Annotated in this window: 18 protein-coding genes; 9 read left to right on the plus strand and 9 right to left on the minus strand. The window is 59.7% G+C overall.

The window, feature by feature from the left end:
- Window positions 1–37: 37 nt before the first annotated feature.
- The 3 genes from ACM6I7_RS22815 to recX all read left to right on the plus strand — a co-directional run bounded on the left by ACM6I7_RS22815 (window position 38) and on the right by recX (window position 2159).
- Window positions 38–538: a CinA family protein gene (locus tag ACM6I7_RS22815; RefSeq protein WP_096795871.1), complete on the plus strand. Its 501-nt coding sequence runs from the start codon at window positions 38–40 to the stop codon at window positions 536–538.
- An 83-nt stretch (window positions 539–621) separates the two neighbouring features.
- Window positions 622–1680, plus strand: a complete 1059-nt coding sequence (gene recA, locus ACM6I7_RS22820; protein WP_003222269.1) for a recombinase RecA — start codon at window positions 622–624, stop codon at window positions 1678–1680.
- 8 nt (window positions 1681–1688) lie between these two features.
- A complete protein-coding gene (gene recX / locus ACM6I7_RS22825; protein WP_003222270.1) occupies window positions 1689–2159 on the plus strand; it encodes a recombination regulator RecX in 471 nt (156 codons plus the stop codon).
- 56 nt (window positions 2160–2215) lie between these two features.
- Here the strand turns inward: recX and ACM6I7_RS22830 are convergent, their stop codons facing one another.
- Window positions 2216–3334 (minus strand): TIGR00730 family Rossman fold protein, encoded by a 1119-nt coding sequence (locus ACM6I7_RS22830; RefSeq protein ID WP_414889337.1) that lies wholly within the window; start codon window positions 3332–3334, stop codon window positions 2216–2218.
- A 358-nt stretch (window positions 3335–3692) separates the two neighbouring features.
- On the opposite strand from ACM6I7_RS22830, the gene ACM6I7_RS22835 reads away from it, so the two are divergent.
- Window positions 3693–3887, plus strand: coding sequence for a hypothetical protein (locus ACM6I7_RS22835; protein WP_027611087.1), 195 nt, complete (start codon window positions 3693–3695; stop codon window positions 3885–3887).
- Here ACM6I7_RS22835 and ACM6I7_RS22840 read toward each other — a convergent pair whose 3' ends face one another.
- A complete protein-coding gene (locus ACM6I7_RS22840) occupies window positions 3888–4313 on the minus strand; it encodes a PA3611 family quorum-sensing-regulated virulence factor (protein ID WP_047601217.1) in 426 nt (141 codons plus the stop codon).
- Between the two features lie 189 nt (window positions 4314–4502).
- Here ACM6I7_RS22840 and ACM6I7_RS22845 point away from each other — a divergent pair, with 189 nt between their 5' ends.
- The 3 genes from ACM6I7_RS22845 to ACM6I7_RS22855 all read left to right on the plus strand — a co-directional run bounded on the left by ACM6I7_RS22845 (window position 4503) and on the right by ACM6I7_RS22855 (window position 6561).
- Window positions 4503–5249 (plus strand): tRNA-uridine aminocarboxypropyltransferase, encoded by a 747-nt coding sequence (locus ACM6I7_RS22845; RefSeq protein ID WP_178083321.1) that lies wholly within the window; start codon window positions 4503–4505, stop codon window positions 5247–5249.
- Window positions 5250–5473: 224 nt separating this feature from the next.
- The gene (gene erdR, locus ACM6I7_RS22850) at window positions 5474–6124 is read left to right on the plus strand and encodes a response regulator transcription factor ErdR (protein ID WP_027611090.1); all 651 of its coding nucleotides are present in this window, start codon (window positions 5474–5476) and stop codon (window positions 6122–6124) included.
- Window positions 6125–6198: 74 nt separating this feature from the next.
- Window positions 6199–6561 carry a diacylglycerol kinase gene (locus ACM6I7_RS22855; RefSeq protein WP_003222276.1) on the plus strand — a complete coding sequence of 121 codons (363 nt, stop codon included), beginning with the start codon at window positions 6199–6201 and terminating at the stop codon, window positions 6559–6561.
- On the opposite strand, the gene ACM6I7_RS22860 is transcribed toward ACM6I7_RS22855, so the two are convergent.
- Window positions 6558–7484 (minus strand): LysR family transcriptional regulator, encoded by a 927-nt coding sequence (locus ACM6I7_RS22860; RefSeq protein WP_027611091.1) that lies wholly within the window; start codon window positions 7482–7484, stop codon window positions 6558–6560. The two genes, ACM6I7_RS22855 and ACM6I7_RS22860, sit on opposite strands and share 4 nt — an antisense overlap.
- Before the next feature lie 133 nt (window positions 7485–7617).
- On the opposite strand from ACM6I7_RS22860, the gene fpr reads away from it, so the two are divergent.
- On the plus strand, window positions 7618–8397 hold the full coding sequence (fpr, locus tag ACM6I7_RS22865) for a ferredoxin-NADP reductase (RefSeq protein WP_007908723.1): 780 nt from the start codon (window positions 7618–7620) through the stop codon (window positions 8395–8397).
- A gap of 171 nt (window positions 8398–8568) precedes the next feature.
- On the opposite strand, the gene tsaA is transcribed toward fpr, so the two are convergent.
- From tsaA to rimO, 5 genes are all read right to left on the minus strand, one after another.
- The gene (gene tsaA, locus ACM6I7_RS22870) at window positions 8569–9267 is read right to left on the minus strand and encodes a tRNA (N6-threonylcarbamoyladenosine(37)-N6)-methyltransferase TrmO (protein WP_414889338.1); all 699 of its coding nucleotides are present in this window, start codon (window positions 9265–9267) and stop codon (window positions 8569–8571) included.
- Between the two features lie 9 nt (window positions 9268–9276).
- On the minus strand, window positions 9277–9744 hold the full coding sequence (locus tag ACM6I7_RS22875; RefSeq protein WP_027611093.1) for a DUF1456 family protein: 468 nt from the start codon (window positions 9742–9744) through the stop codon (window positions 9277–9279).
- 72 nt (window positions 9745–9816) lie between these two features.
- Window positions 9817–10527 (minus strand): rRNA pseudouridine synthase, encoded by a 711-nt coding sequence (locus ACM6I7_RS22880; protein WP_115988089.1) that lies wholly within the window; start codon window positions 10525–10527, stop codon window positions 9817–9819.
- Window positions 10528–10715: 188 nt separating this feature from the next.
- Entirely contained in the window at window positions 10716–11189 is a 474-nt protein-coding gene (locus ACM6I7_RS22885) for a GNAT family N-acetyltransferase (protein WP_115988087.1), read from the minus strand.
- 219 nt (window positions 11190–11408) lie between these two features.
- Window positions 11409–12746 (minus strand): 30S ribosomal protein S12 methylthiotransferase RimO, encoded by a 1338-nt coding sequence (gene rimO / locus ACM6I7_RS22890; RefSeq protein WP_003222282.1) that lies wholly within the window; start codon window positions 12744–12746, stop codon window positions 11409–11411.
- 349 nt (window positions 12747–13095) lie between these two features.
- Between rimO and ACM6I7_RS22895 the strand changes: the two genes are divergently transcribed.
- The gene (locus tag ACM6I7_RS22895) at window positions 13096–14937 is read left to right on the plus strand and encodes a potassium transporter Kup (protein WP_414889425.1); all 1842 of its coding nucleotides are present in this window, start codon (window positions 13096–13098) and stop codon (window positions 14935–14937) included.
- Between the two features lie 161 nt (window positions 14938–15098).
- On the opposite strand, the gene ACM6I7_RS22900 is transcribed toward ACM6I7_RS22895, so the two are convergent.
- Entirely contained in the window at window positions 15099–15425 is a 327-nt protein-coding gene (locus tag ACM6I7_RS22900; protein WP_414889339.1) for a DUF3077 domain-containing protein, read from the minus strand.
- Window positions 15426–15512: the final 87 nt, after the last annotated feature.

A 15512-nucleotide genomic window follows, 5' to 3' on the forward strand; every position in this document is an offset into this window, starting at 1 on the left:
TACGGTGGTAGTCATTCCATCCGATCCGGAGCGCACCGTGAAAGAGATCACTCAACTGGCTGCCGAGCTCGGCCGACGTTTGCAGTTGCTCAACGCCCACGTCACCACGGCCGAGTCGTGTACCGGTGGCGGGATTGCTGAAGCGATCACGCGGATTCCGGGGAGCTCGGCGTGGTTCGAGGCCGGTTACGTGACCTACTCCAACCGGCAGAAGACCCGGCAGCTGAATGTCCCCACCGAATTGTTCGGCACGGTGGGTGCGGTCAGTCGCGAAGTCGTCGAGGCGATGGTGCGTGGTGCGCAGAAGCACAGTCTGGCGCGGTTTGCCGTGGCGGTCAGCGGCGTGGCGGGGCCCGATGGCGGTACACCGAACAAACCGGTGGGCACGGTGTGGCTGGCCTGGGGCGTGGGCGATGCGGTTTCCAGTGAGGTTCAGCACTTCCCCGGCAACCGCGATGAAGTCCGCCGACAAACGGTGAAGGCCGCGCTAGAGGGGCTGTTGCGACTAGCGGCACGAGAAATCGAAAATCAGGGGTAGGCGATCCGCGAACGCTGTGGAATAATACTGGCTACTTATACAGGTGTTGGCCGTCAGGCCTTATTGATTACGTGAGGACTTTAATGGACGACAACAAGAAGAAAGCCTTGGCTGCGGCCCTGGGTCAGATCGAACGTCAATTCGGCAAGGGTGCCGTAATGCGTATGGGCGATCAGGACCGTCAGGCGATCCCGGCTATCTCCACCGGCTCTCTGGGTCTGGACATCGCACTCGGCATCGGCGGTCTGCCAAAAGGCCGTATCGTTGAAATCTACGGTCCTGAATCTTCCGGTAAAACCACACTGACACTGTCCGTGATCGCCCAGGCTCAAAAAGCCGGCGCGACCTGCGCTTTCGTCGACGCCGAACACGCCCTCGACCCTGAATACGCCGGCAAGCTGGGCGTCAACGTCGACGACCTGCTGGTGTCCCAGCCGGACACTGGCGAACAGGCACTGGAAATCACCGACATGCTGGTGCGTTCCAACGCGGTTGACGTGATCATCGTCGACTCCGTGGCGGCACTGGTACCGAAGGCTGAAATCGAAGGCGAAATGGGTGACATGCACGTGGGCCTGCAAGCCCGTCTGATGTCCCAGGCGCTGCGTAAAATCACCGGTAACATCAAGAACGCCAACTGCCTGGTGATCTTCATCAACCAGATCCGCATGAAGATCGGCGTGATGTTCGGCAGCCCGGAAACCACCACCGGTGGTAACGCGCTGAAGTTCTACGCCTCGGTTCGTCTCGACATCCGCCGTACCGGCGCGGTGAAGGAAGGCGACGAAGTGGTCGGCAGCGAAACCCGCGTCAAGGTTGTGAAGAACAAGGTGGCTTCGCCGTTCCGTCAGGCTGAGTTCCAGATTCTTTACGGCAAGGGCATCTACCTCAATGGCGAGATGATCGACCTGGGCGTGCTGCATGGTTTCGTCGAGAAATCCGGCGCCTGGTATGCCTATGAAGGCACCAAGATCGGTCAGGGCAAGGCCAACTCGGCCAAGTTCCTGGCAGACAACCCGGAAGTCGCTGCCAAGCTCGAGAAGCAGCTGCGTGACAAACTGCTGTCGCCAGCGGTGATCGCCGACTCCAAGGCTTCTGCGGTCAAAGAGACCGAAGACGACCTGGCTGACGCTGATATCTGATCGCAGCGATGACCACCGCTGTACTCGATACCCTCGTCGCGGTGCGGCGAACCGCCATGGACCTGCTCGCTCGACGCGAGCACGGTCGAGTCGAACTGACGCGTAAACTGCGTCAGCGCGGCGCTGAGGCGGAAATGATCGAAACAGCCCTCGACCGGTTGACGGAAGAGGGACTGCTTTCCGAAGCCCGTTACCTTGAAAGCTTTGTTTCCTACCGTGCCCGCTCCGGCTATGGCCCCTTGCGCATTCGCGAAGAGCTGGGTCAGCGTGGTTTGCAACGCGCCGATATCGAACTCGCCCTGCGTGAAAGCGGTATCGACTGGCAGGAGCAGCTTCGCGAGACGTGGCAACGCAAGTTCTCGGGACACTTGCCGATTGACGCCAAGGAGCGCGCCAAACAAGGCCGCTTCCTCGCCTATCGGGGTTTTTCGATGGAGATGATCAACCGCTTGTTCAGCGGCAGAGGGATGGACGATTAAATCGGTTTAAATAGAAACGGCCCGCTATGAAAATAGCGGGCCGTTTTTTTTTGCCTTCAAATTACCTTTGATGGCTCACGTGCACGTTGGGCGGTCTGGGGTTGGGTGTGAGCCCAGTTTTCGGGGAGGTTGATGTAATCCACCAGTTCCCTGAGACGGCCATGATTTCGGGCATTGAACGCGAAAGCCAACCGCACCAGGTGGCTGTACTGCGCTTCGTCATGTTCCTCGCCGCTGTAAGCGTGTTGATGGAACTGGTCACTCAGGCACAGATCGGCGAAAGCCTCCTGCATATGCGCCATCGCCACGTCACTGAGCTTGTGATGCATACGAATCACGAACTGACGCTTGAGCCAGCGACTGGAGTGGAAGTTGCTGTAGAACTGGTTGATCTGCTCCACCGCCTCATCGACGTTATAGACCAGACGCATCAGTTTCAGGTCGGTGGGCAGGATGTAGTGGTTTTCTTCGAGTTGCTGGCGAATGAAATCCAGGGCGCCTTGCCAGAATGTTCCGCCCGGCACATCGAGCAGCACCACTGGCACCAACGGGCTTTTGCCGGTCTGGATCAGCGTCAGTACTTCCAGTGCCTCGTCCAGGGTGCCGAACCCGCCAGGGCACAGCACCAGCGCATCGGCTTCCTTGACGAAGAACAGTTTGCGGGTGAAGAAAAAATGGAACGGCAGCAGATTGCCGGTGCCGTCCACAGTCGGGTTGGCATGCTGCTCGAAGGGCAGGGTGATGTTGAACCCGAGGCTGTGGTCACGCCCGGCGCCTTCGTGCGCGGCGGCCATGATCCCGCCACCCGCACCGGTGATGACCATCATGTCTGATCGCGTCAGGGCCGCGCCGAGTTCACGCGCCATTGCATACAGGGGGTGCTCGACCGGCGTGCGCGCCGAGCCGAATACCGTGACTTTGCGTCGTCCCTTGAATTGTTCCAGCACCCGGAACGCCTGCTCCAGTTCACGCAGGGCCTGCAGGGTGATCTTGGCGTTCCAGCGGTTGTGATCCTCTTGGGCCATGCGCAGCACGGTCAGGATCATGTCGCGATAAATCGGCAGGTTCGGGCTGTCGGAGGAAATCTGCTTGAGCTGTTCTTCGACCTTGCTGATGAGGTCGGGGCCGCTTTCCTGAAAATGTCGGCTGAGCAGGTCATTCGGTTGGTAAGGCATTCAACGTCTCCTTCTGCACAGAGCGGGTGGCCCTGACGTGCGGCGTCAGTGCCGCGCTGCAAAAACACACACACTCGGCAGCTCCTTTTTCTGCCGTGAACAGGTGATCGGGAATACTTTGAATCTAGACCCTTGCGAGCCATTGCGCTGAGTTGATCTTTACGCCGCGCAGGCTTTCCTGGCAACCGTTGCGGGCTGGCTGGCAATGAATATTCACCACTCGTCCGAACGTACGCCGTAGAGCAATCACTCTGATTTACTAACCTACAGGCACTGTACGACAGCTTTGAGTCGGCAACCGTACGCAGGGTGCGCGCTTTTCAAGGATTCGCGGGTAGCAGGCATGGAGGCGGGAGAGATGGCCAGAGTGGTTCTGGAAATCGATACGCAGTTGTATCGGATGCTGAAAGCATCAGCCGAGACCAATCAAGTAAGTCTCGAAGAGGAGTGCTGCCGTCGGTTGGCAGGTGGAGAACGACGTTCTCGCTACTTGCAGGCCCTGGTGGCCGAATTGCGCGCCGAAGATGAACAACGGCGCGCCAATACCCGATGATTACTTCTTCTTCGCCGGGGCAGCTTTCGGGCAATCGGAATCCTGGTAGCTGGCCGAGCCGATGGCCTTGTTGGTTTTATATTCACTGAAGTCGTAACGCATGATCGCACCCTTGGCCATCAGCTTGCGGTACGACGGGTTATTGCACACCGAAGCACCCAGCTGGAAATACACGGCTTTTGGGTCAGCGCGCATCTTTTCGGCGTGGCTGGCCTGGACGCTCAGGTGGTTGATCAGGGTAACGCCCTCAACGGTGTAGCCCTGATCGAGAATGTCTTCATTGATCGCCCGCGGCGTGCCGACGCTGCTTTGTTCAGCGATGTTGCGCAGTTCGCGGTTCAGATTCTGCTCTTTCAAGGACGCCGCTTGTGCGCTGAAGGACAACGCCAGTGCGATGGCCGCGGTAGGAACGATAAGGCGCAGCATGAAACTCTCCTGATTCAGTGACTGGTGGTTCGACCAGCCCCGTGGCTGTGCGTTCAGTGGCGCCGGATTATAGGGGAGCCGGTCGGGACGGTACAGGTTTGCGCTCGTCGCTCTGGTAAACTGCCGGCCTTTATTGCCTTGCCGAGTGCTGTGTGTGTCGAGTTTTCCTGCCATAAGGCGTTGCCCGTGATCCATCATGCCCCCAACGCCGTAGCCCGCTTGCGTGACCAGCGCGAGGACGAAGGTATCAAGCCGATTCAGGCCCGTGGTTTTCGCTCCGAGCGTTGCCGCGACTGCCGGGTGATCATCAGCCACTGCCTGTGCGCCTGGCGGCCGACCGTCGAAACCCGCTCCGGCGTGTGTCTGATCATGACCGGCAAGGAAGTCTTCAAACCCAGCAACACCGGCTGGCTGATTGCCGATGTGGTGCGTGACAACCATGCCTTCATCTGGTCGCGCACCGAACCCGACCCGCAGATGCTGGCGCTGCTCAATGATCCGCAATGGCAGCCGTATCTGGTATTTCCCGGCGAATACGTCGAACCGGCACGGGTGACCAACACTGTCGCTCTCGATAACGGCAAACGTCCGCTGTTCATTCTGCTGGATGCGACCTGGACCGAAGCGCGCAAGATCTTCCGCAAGAGTCCGTATTTTGACCGCTTGCCGATTCTCAGCCTGCTGCCCGACAGACTCTCGCGCTATCGCCTGCGCCGTTCCACCCGCAGCGAACACCTGTGCACCGCCGAAGTCGCGGCGTTGTGCCTGGAACTGGCCGGGGACAGCGACGCAGCGTCGGCACTGGACGCTTACTTCGACGTGTTCAGCCAGCATTATCTGGGCGCCAAACAACAGTTGCCGCTCAACGAGTCGACCCCGGCCCACGCCGAGCTGTTGCCTTATATACGAAAGCCGCAAGCCGTGTTGGCCCGATAGTGGCCCATACTTCACCCAGCGGCGGCCGTGCTGCTTGACCACCCCGGCTACGCTGGGCATGCTTGGCGCCGATTGGGGTGCGGCCAGGGTTTGAAACGCCGTGTTTGCTCGTGATTGGCGTTGAACGTGCCCCTGTGGATAGCGCTGTGCGGCGGTATCTCGAGTTGCTTTGGCGAGGCCCGAATGCGTCGGGTCTGCCATCAAAAAACAGGATCATTTGAACAATGGCCACATACGACATCCTGATTGCCGATGATCACCCTCTGTTTCGTAGCGCGCTGCATCAAGCGGTGACCCTGGGCCTTGGCCCGGATGTGCGACTGGTGGAGGTGGCGAGCATCGCCGAGCTGGAAGCGCGCCTGACCGAAAAATCCGACTGGGATCTGGTCCTGCTGGACCTGAACATGCCCGGCGCTTTCGGTTTTTCCGGTCTGGTCATGCTGCGCGGGCAGTACCCGCAGATTCCGGTGGTCATGGTTTCGGCGCAGGAAGAAGCTTCGGTCATGGTCAAGTCCCGCGAGTTTGGCGCCAGCGGCTTCATTCCCAAGTCCAGCGACCTGAACGTGATTCAGCAAGCCGTGCGCAAGGTGCTCGATGGCGATGTGTTCTGGCCCCCGCAGGCGTTCGAAGCCGTCAGTGTCTCCGATGAAGCCAAAGCCGCCAGCGACGGCCTGGCCAGTCTCACCCCGCAGCAGTTCCGCGTACTGACCATGGTCTGTGAAGGCCTGCTGAACAAGCAGATTGCCTACGAGTTGAGCGTGTCCGAAGCGACCATCAAGGCCCACGTCACGGCGATCTTTCGCAAGTTGAATGTGCGCACCCGGACGCAGGCGGCATTACTTCTGCAACAACTTGAGTCAATTCCGAGCCAGTAAAAGCTGGCGCCTTCACGCTTTTTTGACTTTTGTTGCTCTAGCTTTCCCACTCCTTTCTGGTTGGTTTTTACGTTATGTCACCTTTCAAGGGCCAGACCGGCCTGAAACGCATCCTCAACGCTTCCGGTTACTCGCTGGACGGCCTGCGCGCAGCCTTCACCGGCGAAGCCGCATTTCGCCAACTGGTGCTGCTCAATGTGGTGCTGATTCCGCTGACGTTCTTCCTGAATGTCAGTCGCGTCGAACAGGCACTGCTGATCGCTGTGTGCCTGCTGGCGCTGATCGTCGAGTTGCTGAATTCGGCGGTGGAAGCGGCCATCGATCGCATCTCTCTGGAACTGCACCCGCTGTCGAAGAACGCCAAAGACATGGGCAGTGCCGCGCAATTCGTGGCCCTGAGCATGATTGCCCTGGTGTGGGCGGTGATTCTGCTTTAAGCGATACTCGGCAAGACGATCTCGTCGCTGCGCTGCACCCCGGCGGTGAAAGCGCGGCACAGCTCGAGAAACTCGCGCATGGCAGAGGTCTGGTATTTCTGCTTGTGCCAGATGAAGTAGAACTGCCGGGCCAGATCCAGATCCGGGGTTTCCACAGCCACCAGGCTGCCGCGTCGAAACGCATCACGCAGCGCCAGCCGCGAAATACAGCCAATCCCCAACCCTGATTCCACCGCGCGTTTGATCGCTTCGGTGTGCTCCAGCTCCAGGCGGATATTCAGCGCACTGCGATGGTGACGCATGGCCTGATCAAAGGTCAGGCGCGTGCCGGAACCCTGTTCACGCAGGATCCACGCCTCGTGCGTCAACTCTTCCATGGTCGCGCTGCCACGTTTGGCCAGTGGGTGCTGCGGCGCGCAAAACACCACCAGTTCATCTTCCACCCAGCTCTGCACTTCGATGTCCGGATGGCTGCAGTCGCCTTCGATTAGACCCAGATCAATTTCGTAATGAGCGACTTGATGCACGATATTGGCAGTGTTCTGTACATGCAGCTTCACTTGGCTCTCCGGATGGCGTTGCATGAAACCGCCGATCAACAGGGTCGCCAGGTAATTGCCGATGGTCAGGGTGGCACCCACCGACAGTGAGCCGAAACCGGATTTGCCGTTGAGCAGGTCTTCGATTTCCTTGGATTGATCAAGCAGGGCCACCGCTTGCGGCAGCAGCTGTTTGCCGAGGGCGTTGAGGCTCAGCCGTTTGCCGGCGCGATCGAACAGCTGGCAGCTGGACTGGCGCTCCAGTTCGGTGATCGAGGTGCTTGCCGCCGATTGCGAGAGGTTGAGCAGACCCGCAGCACGGGATACGCTCTCCTGCTGGGCGACGGCGACGAAGACTTGCAGTTGACGAAGAGTAAATCGCATATCGATATAACCGATAACCCTTATCTTAATAATCCAGTTAACAGATATTGTCGTCGCTATTAGAATGCGATGCAATTGCGCACTGTTGGCCGCAAAGGCGAGCGCAGACCCAATATCCAGGAGTCCCACGTACATGAGCAACATGAACCACGAGCGTGTCCTCAGTGTTCATCACTGGAACGACACTCTGTTCAGCTTTAAGTGCACCCGTGATCCGGGCCTGCGCTTCGAGAACGGTCAGTTCGTGATGATCGGCCTGCAACAGCCCAACGGCCGCCCGCTTATGCGCGCTTACTCGATCGCCAGCCCGAACTGGGAAGAGCATCTCGAGTTCTTCAGCATCAAGGTGCAGGATGGTCCGCTGACCTCGCAGTTGCAGCACCTCAAGGAAGGCGACGAGATCATCATCTCGAAGAAGCCTACCGGCACCCTGGTGCTCGACGACCTGAACCCGGGCAAGCATCTGTATCTGCTGAGCACCGGCACCGGTCTGGCGCCGTTCATGAGCGTGATCCAGGACCCGGAAACCTACGAGCGCTTTGAAAAAGTGATCCTGGTGCACGGCGTGCGTTACGTCAACGAAGTCGCCTACCGCGAATTCATCACCGAGCACCTGCCGCAGAACGAGTTCTTCGGTGAAGCGCTGCGTGACAAGCTGATCTACTACCCGACCGTGACCCGCGAGCCGTTCGAGAACCAGGGTCGTCTTACCGACCTGATGCGTAGCGGCAAGCTGTTCAGCGACATCGGTCTGCCACCGATCAACCCGCAGGACGACCGCGCGATGATCTGCGGCAGCCCGAGCATGCTCGACGAGACCAGCGAAGTGCTCGACAGCTTCGGCCTGAAGATCTCAGCACGTATGCGCGAGCCGGGTGACTACTTGATCGAGCGTGCGTTCGTCGAGAAGTAACCCGTAATACCTGTGGGAGCGGGCTTGCTCGCGAAGGGGGGCTGTCAGTCGACGTCAATGTTGAATGGCGCACCGCTTTCGCGAGCAAGCCCGCTCCCACAATGGTTTCGTGCTACACAGAAAAGCCCGCGTTGCCTGAGAAGGCAGCGCGGGCTTTTGCGTTTCCGGGGTTCAGGTGTTGGCGGGGATGACTTCCAGTACCCGGATCTGCTCCGGCGTCGGGTAATGCCAGCGCACGTCCAGATCCCAGAACTGCGCACCGTATTCGCGCTCTGGTGTCGGCGTCTGATACGCCGGACGCGGATTTTGCGCCAGACACTGCTCGATCAACTCGACCAAAGGCTCGCCGAGGCGCTGAGCATGGCCGTGCGCCTGTTGCAGTGCGGCGTCCGTCCACCGCACGTCAATCAGCTGTGGCGCGGCGCTGGCGATGCTGTTGGAGGCGTCAGCGATGATGTCGGCGTAAGGTACATAGGGTTTGATGTCGAGAATCGGTGTGCCATCGAGCAAGTCGATCCCCGAGATAAACAGGCGATTGGCCTCGACCTTGTCCAGCTTCACCACTGACTGCCCGATGCCATTGGGCCGGTGCGTTGCCCGGGTGGCGAACACGCCCATCGACTTGTTGCCGCCCAGACGCGGTGGCCGCACCTTCAGACGCGGCTTTTCTTCCAGCGCCTGATGAAACAGGAACAACAGCCAGACGTGGCTGACCTGCTCCAGCCCTTGCACGGCGTCTCCCTGATCGAACGGCGCCACCAGTTCCAGCACGCCACGGGCGGCGGGAGCCAGTTGCGGCTGGCGCGGGATGGCGAACTTCTCCTTGAAACAGGAGCGCACGAAGCCGATGGGTGAGATGCTGTAAGTCACGTTTAGTTATCAGCCGCGAACGCGCAGGGTCAGGCCCTTGAGGAAGTTGCGCAGCAACTGGTCGCCGCACGCGCGGTAGTTGGTGTGGCCGACCTTGCGGAACAGTGCGCTCAGCTCAGGCTTGGACACCGGGAACTCGGCAGCCTTGAGTATCGCGTGCATGTCGTCTTCCTTGAGTTCGAAGGCCACGCGCAGCTTCTTCAGGATGATGTTGTTGGTCACTGGCACTTCGATCGGCTGCGGCGGACGGCTTTCGTCCTTGCCGCGCTTGAACACCACCAGACCGTCGAGGAAGTGCGCCATGACTTCGTCCGGGCAGCGCACGAAGCCTTCTTCGTCTTCTTCTTTCTTGTCGAGGTACGCGACGACGTCTTTGAGCTCCACGTCCAGACCGCCGAGCTTGATGATCTCGATGACTTTCTTGTCGCTGATGTCGAGCATGTAGCGCACGCTGCGCAGTACGTCGTTATGAATCATGTGGGTAATCCTGATAATCGTTGTGGGCAGCACGCAGGCGCGCTGCCGGAATGTGTGGCAGCAGTGGAAGCCTTAGAACTTCTCTTTGCCGGACAGGTAGCGCCATTGGCCCACCGGAACCTTGCCAATCGACACGCCGCCGATGCGGATGCGACGGATGCCGACGACCTTCAGGCCAACCGCTTCGCAGAACTGCGCGATGATCCCCGGCTGCGGGTTCTTCATGGCGAAGCGCAGGCGGTTTTCGTTCTGCCAGCTGGCCTTGACCGGCGGCAGCTCCTTGCCCTTGTGAGTCAGGCCGTGCTGCAGGCGATTGAGGCCGTGGGCAACCATGTCGCCTTCGACTTCGACCACGTATTCCTGCTCGATCTTGGCGGCATCGGCAGTCAGTTTGCGCAGCACTTTCCAGTCCTGCGTAAACACCAGCAGGCCGCTGGCCTTGGGTTGCAAATCGGCGCTGGCCGTCAGGCGCAGGAAGTGCCCGCGCAGCGGGCGTTTGCCGTAGCGGTGCTCGTCGCTGAGGGTGTCGGCGCTGAGCGACTGCATGGCGGTGTCGATATCCATGCCGGCCGGCACGTTGAGCAGAATCGTGACCGGCTCCGGCGCGGTGGCCTGAGCGTCCTTGTCGAGCTCGACCTTTTGGTCGCCGACCTTGAATTGCGGTTCGTCGATCACTTCGCCGTCCACGGTGACCCAGCCGCCCTCAATGAACAGCTCGGCCTCCCGGCGGGAGCAACCGACCAGTTCGATGAGGCGTTTGGAGAGGCGAATCGGGTCAGTCATGACAGGGCCGTAACAAAAAAGGGGTGGGCATTGTACCTGCCTGGCGCCGGTTAAGCCCGGTTCCATTTGCAGGGGTTCGCAATTCCTGTGGGAGCTGGCTTGCCAGCGATGGCATCACCTCGGTGCATCTGTCAGACCGAGTCGCCTGCATCGCTGGCAAGCCAGCTCCCACAGGGTTCTACGATGTGTCAGCCGTTACTTGAGCGCTGCTGGGTCTGCCGCAGGCGCATATGCAGCAACGGGTACGGCTGGCCCATGCCATCCACCTCCGAGCGGCCGATCACTTCAAAACCCTGCTTGAAGTAAAACCCCAGCGCCTGCGGGTTCTGTTCGTTGACGTCGAGTTCATCGGCATTCAAATGTTGCATGGCGTAGTTGAGCAGTTTCTTGCCCAAGCCTTGGCCACGATACTCGGGATCGATGAACAGCATTTCGATCTTGCCCGCCGCCACCCCGGCGAATCCGGTGATGCGTTGCTGATGATCCCTGGTGCAAATCAGCATCACCGCGTCCAGATAACGGGTGAGCACCAGATTGCGCAGCAACTCGATGTAGCTGTCCGGCAGAAAATCATGGGTCGCGCGAACCGAGGCCTCCCAGACCCGGGTCAGTTCCTGATAATCGCTGAGTTTCGGCGTGTGAATGACCGAATGCTGACGCATGCCCGATGGCCTCTTGTTCGTTTCAAGGGAGTCCTTCCCCCGGTAAACGATAGCCGTAAAAAAGCCCCGCATCTCGTAAAAAAGAGCGAGGCTTTTGATGACACGACTATCCCCTGTGGGAGCGGGCTTGCTCGCGAAAGCAGTGTATCCGTCGGCATATCCATTGACTGATACACCGCCTTCGCGAGCAAGCCCGCTCCCACAGGTATTTTGTGGTGCTTAGATCTGCTCAGCCCACAGGTCGTATTCGTCAGCGTCAGTCACCTTGCACCAGACCTTGTCGCCCGGCTTGAGGTTGCTGCCGTTGTCGATGAATACGTTACCGTCGATTTCCGGGGCATCGAAGAAGCAGCGGCCGACGGCGCCTTGTTCGTCGACTTCGTCCACCAGCACTTCGATCTCGCGGCCGATGCGCATTTGCAAACGGGCCGAGCTGATCGCCTGCTGGTGCGCCATGAAGCGCTCCCAACGGTCCTGCTTGACGTCGTCCGGTACCACTTCAAGGTCCAGATCATTGGCAGGGGCGCCATCGACCGGCGAATACTGGAAGCAGCCGACGCGGTCGAGCTGGGCTTCGGTCAGCCAGTTCAGCAGGTACTGGAAGTCTTCTTCGGTTTCGCCCGGGAAGCCGACGATGAAGGTCGAACGGATGATCAGATCCGGGCAGATCTCGCGCCAGTTCTTGATCCGCGCCAGGGTCTTGTCTTCGAACGCCGGGCGTTTCATCGCCTTCAGCACTTTCGGGCTGGCGTGCTGGAACGGAATGTCCAGGTACGGCAGGATCTTGCCGGCGGCCATCAGCGGGATCAGCTCGTCAACGTGCGGGTACGGGTAAACGTAGTGCAGACGCACCCACACGCCCAAGGTGCTCAGCGCCTCGCAGAGTTCGGTCATGCGGGTTTTCACCGGCGCGCCGTTCCAGAAGCCGGTGCGGTATTTCACGTCGACGCCGTAGGCGCTGGTGTCTTGCGAGATCACCAGCAGCTCTTTGACGCCGGATTTGACCAGACGCTGGGCTTCGTCGAGTACATCACCCACCGGACGGCTGACCAGTTTGCCGCGCATCGACGGGATGATGCAGAAGCTGCAGCTGTGGTTGCAGCCTTCGGAAATCTTCAGGTAGGCGTAGTGACGCGGAGTCAGCTTGATGCCTTGCGGCGGCACCAGGTCGATCAGCGGGTTGTGATCCTGACGCGGCGGCACCACTTCGTGCACCGCGTTGACCACTTGCTCGTACTGCTGCGGACCGGTCACGGCCAGCACGCTCGGGTGTACGTCGCGGATGTTGCCTTCTTCCACGCCCATGCAACCGGTGACGATCACCTTGCCGTTTTCCTTGATCGCTTCACCGATCACTTCCAGCGATTCAGCTTTGGCCGAGTCGATGAAACCGCAGGTGTTGACCACCACCACGTCGGCGTCCTGGTAGGTGGACACCACGTCATAGCCTTCCATGCGCAGCTGGGTCAGGATGCGCTCGGAGTCGACCAGTGCTTTCGGGCAACCCAGAGATACGAAGCCAACCTTTGGATTGGCCGGCGCAGGAGTGGTGGACATGTCTAACCTCGGTGTTTTGTGACGTCGCTTGCCGTGTGGGAAAGCCGACGGATGGGCGCTTAGGGTGCGCCTCTGATCAAAAAGTGCGCAATTCTAGCGATGAGCAACGCACTTGACCAGCTTTATGCAGGGAAATACGACGAGTGCTGCGCTATGCTTCGCGCCGTTGAGCTTTACCAATTTTTTACAGTCAACAAAACGTCTGTAACAACAGGTAAAACAGCGCATGCTGCACCACAAAGCATAGTGCTTCATTCAAAGAAGCCGGTTCGAGAATCAGGAGTGTTGGATGGGTCAGGCAAGTAGTCAGGCGGCGGGCGCCGAGCATTCGGCTGCAAAACCGCTGAGCATGCTGGTCGCGGCAGTCGGGGTAGTTTACGGCGACATCGGCACGAGCCCGTTGTACACCCTCAAAGAAGTGTTTTCCGGCGCGTATGGCGTGCCCGTCAATCACGATGGGGTACTGGGTATTCTGTCGTTGATCTTCTGGTCGCTGATCTGGGTCGTTTCGATCAAATACATGATGTTCGTCCTGCGCGCCGACAACCAGGGCGAGGGTGGCATCATGGCGCTCACCGCACTGGCACGCCGTGCGGCGGGCAAGCGCAAGAGGTTGCGTTCGTTGCTGGTGGTTTGCGGACTGATCGGCGCGGCGTTGTTTTACGGCGACAGCATGATCACCCCAGCGATTTCCGTGCTGTCGGCGATCGAAGGCCTGGGCCTGGCGTTCGACGGCATCGACCACTGGGTGGTGCCGCTGTCGCTGGTGGTTCTGGTCGGCTTGTTTCTGATCCAGAGCCACGGTACGGCGCGGATCGGCATTCTGTTCGGGCCGATCATGGTCACCTGGTTCCTGGTGCTCGGCGCCCTCGGGGTGTATGGCATCAGCCATTACCCGGAAGTGCTGCATGCGTTGAATCCGGTCTGGGCGGTGCGTTTCTTCATGGTGCACGCCGGCATGGGCGTGGCGATCCTCGGCGCGGTGGTACTGGCGCTGACCGGTGCCGAAGCGCTGTACGCCGACATGGGCCACTTCGGGCGCAAGCCGATTGCCCGTGCGTGGTTCCTGCTGGTGCTGCCGGCGCTGGTGCTGAACTACTTCGGTCAGGGCGCACTGCTGCTGGAAAACCCGGAAGCGGCACGTAACCCGTTCTACCTGCTGGCGCCGAGCTGGGCGCTGATTCCGCTGGTGGGGCTGTCGACCCTGGCCACGGTAATCGCCTCGCAAGCGGTGATTTCCGGCGCGTTCTCCCTGACCCGTCAGGCGATCCAGCTCGGCTACATCCCGCGTATGTACATCCAGCACACTTCCAGCGATGAGCAGGGCCAGATTTACATTGGCGCGGTGAACTGGGCGCTGATGGTTGGCGTAGTGCTGCTGGTACTCGGCTTTGAATCCTCTGGCGCCCTGGCTTCGGCCTACGGCGTGGCAGTGACCGGTACGATGCTGATGACCACCATTCTGGTGTCGGCCGTCATGCTGCTGCTGTGGAAATGGCCGCCGGTCCTCGCGGTGCCGGTGCTGATCGGTTTCCTGCTGGTGGACGGTCTGTATTTCGCCGCCAACGTGCCGAAGATCGTGCAGGGCGGTGCATTTCCGGTGATCGCCGGTATTGCGCTGTTCGTGCTGATGACCACCTGGAAGCGCGGCAAGCAATTGCTGGTCGAACGCCTCGACGAAGGCGCGTTGCCGCTGCCGATCTTCATCAGCAGCATCCGCGTGCAACCACCGCACCGCGTGCAGGGCACCGCGGTGTTCCTCACTGCGCGCTCCGACGCCGTGCCGCACGCGCTGTTGCACAACCTGCTGCACAACCAGGTACTGCATGAGCAAGTGGTGCTCCTGACCGTGGTCTACGAAGACATCCCGCGCGTACCGCCATCGCGCCGCTTCGAAGTCGAGGCCCACGGCGAAGGCTTCTTCCGGGTGATCCTGCACTTCGGCTTTACCGACGAGCCGGATGTGCCTCAGGCGCTGAAACTGTGCCATCTGGATGAACTGGACTTCAGCCCGATGCGCACCACTTACTTCCTCAGCCGCGAAACGGTGATCGCCTCGAAACTCGAAGGCATGGCCCGCTGGCGCGAGGCGCTGTTTGCGTTCATGTTGAAGAATGCCAACGGCAACTTGCGGTTCTTCAATCTGCCGCTGAACCGGGTGATTGAACTGGGGACTCAGGTGGAGATGTAGCTGCGCCCTAACTGGAAAGCCCCCGTCAGCCTTGTGGCTGGCGGGGGCTTTTTTGTGGGCGGCAACTTCAGATCAAAAGATCGCAGCCTTCGGCAGCTCCTACAGGTTTCGCATTCCATGTAGGAGCTGCCGAAGGCTGCGATCTTTTGATCTTCAAACCTCTACGAGCATTCAGGTATCTCTGCTTCAGACTCGGTCTTCGTGCGCGCAGTTCGCGGCATCAGTGTCTGTATCACGTCATCAATCAAGGCTTTGCCCATCACCGTCAGGTAATGCGCAGCCCAGGCGTGGCGGTCAGTGTTTCTGGTGAAGACAGCGTCTTCGGTGAAGGATTTTGCGAGGGATAACAGGTCGGAAGATTGGGACAATGCATCGAGAATCGGGATGCCAGAGCGGACATTGAAGAGCGCTTGATCCGAGTGGTAGAGGAAGGGGGTGCAGCCAATGGTTTTAACGTTTGCGGGTCCGTGCAGATCAGTTTCGGTCATCGTGTTACTCCTTGGTTCGAAGTGCCGCGACTTTCGTTACCACACGAAAGGGAGGCAACTGTACGCAGGGTGGTAAACCGGGAACCA

It is taken from the genome of Pseudomonas sp. IT-93MI4 (assembly GCF_949767635.1).
GTDB classification, from domain to species: domain Bacteria; phylum Pseudomonadota; class Gammaproteobacteria; order Pseudomonadales; family Pseudomonadaceae; genus Aquipseudomonas; species Aquipseudomonas putida_A.

Excerpts from the sequence above, each read along its gene's own strand:
- recA (WP_003222269.1), top strand. The coding sequence starts at position 622 with ATGGACGACAACAAGAAGAAAGCCTTGGCTGCGGCCCTGGGTCAGATC.
- recX (WP_003222270.1), top strand. The coding sequence starts at position 1,689 with ATGACCACCGCTGTACTCGATACCCTCGTCGCGGTGCGGCGAACCGCC.
- ACM6I7_RS22830 (WP_414889337.1), bottom strand. The coding sequence starts at position 3,334 with ATGCCTTACCAACCGAATGACCTGCTCAGCCGACATTTTCAGGAAAGC.
- ACM6I7_RS22835 (WP_027611087.1), top strand. The coding sequence starts at position 3,693 with ATGGCCAGAGTGGTTCTGGAAATCGATACGCAGTTGTATCGGATGCTG.
- ACM6I7_RS22840 (WP_047601217.1), bottom strand. The coding sequence starts at position 4,313 with ATGCTGCGCCTTATCGTTCCTACCGCGGCCATCGCACTGGCGTTGTCC.
- erdR (WP_027611090.1), top strand. The coding sequence starts at position 5,474 with ATGGCCACATACGACATCCTGATTGCCGATGATCACCCTCTGTTTCGT.
- ACM6I7_RS22855 (WP_003222276.1), top strand. The coding sequence starts at position 6,199 with ATGTCACCTTTCAAGGGCCAGACCGGCCTGAAACGCATCCTCAACGCT.
- ACM6I7_RS22860 (WP_027611091.1), bottom strand. The coding sequence starts at position 7,484 with ATGCGATTTACTCTTCGTCAACTGCAAGTCTTCGTCGCCGTCGCCCAG.
- fpr (WP_007908723.1), top strand. The coding sequence starts at position 7,618 with ATGAGCAACATGAACCACGAGCGTGTCCTCAGTGTTCATCACTGGAAC.
- ACM6I7_RS22875 (WP_027611093.1), bottom strand. The coding sequence starts at position 9,744 with ATGATTCATAACGACGTACTGCGCAGCGTGCGCTACATGCTCGACATC.
- ACM6I7_RS22880 (WP_115988089.1), bottom strand. The coding sequence starts at position 10,527 with ATGACTGACCCGATTCGCCTCTCCAAACGCCTCATCGAACTGGTCGGT.
- ACM6I7_RS22885 (WP_115988087.1), bottom strand. The coding sequence starts at position 11,189 with ATGCGTCAGCATTCGGTCATTCACACGCCGAAACTCAGCGATTATCAG.
- rimO (WP_003222282.1), bottom strand. The coding sequence starts at position 12,746 with ATGTCCACCACTCCTGCGCCGGCCAATCCAAAGGTTGGCTTCGTATCT.
- ACM6I7_RS22895 (WP_414889425.1), top strand. The coding sequence starts at position 13,096 with ATGCTGGTCGCGGCAGTCGGGGTAGTTTACGGCGACATCGGCACGAGC.
- ACM6I7_RS22900 (WP_414889339.1), bottom strand. The coding sequence starts at position 15,425 with ATGACCGAAACTGATCTGCACGGACCCGCAAACGTTAAAACCATTGGC.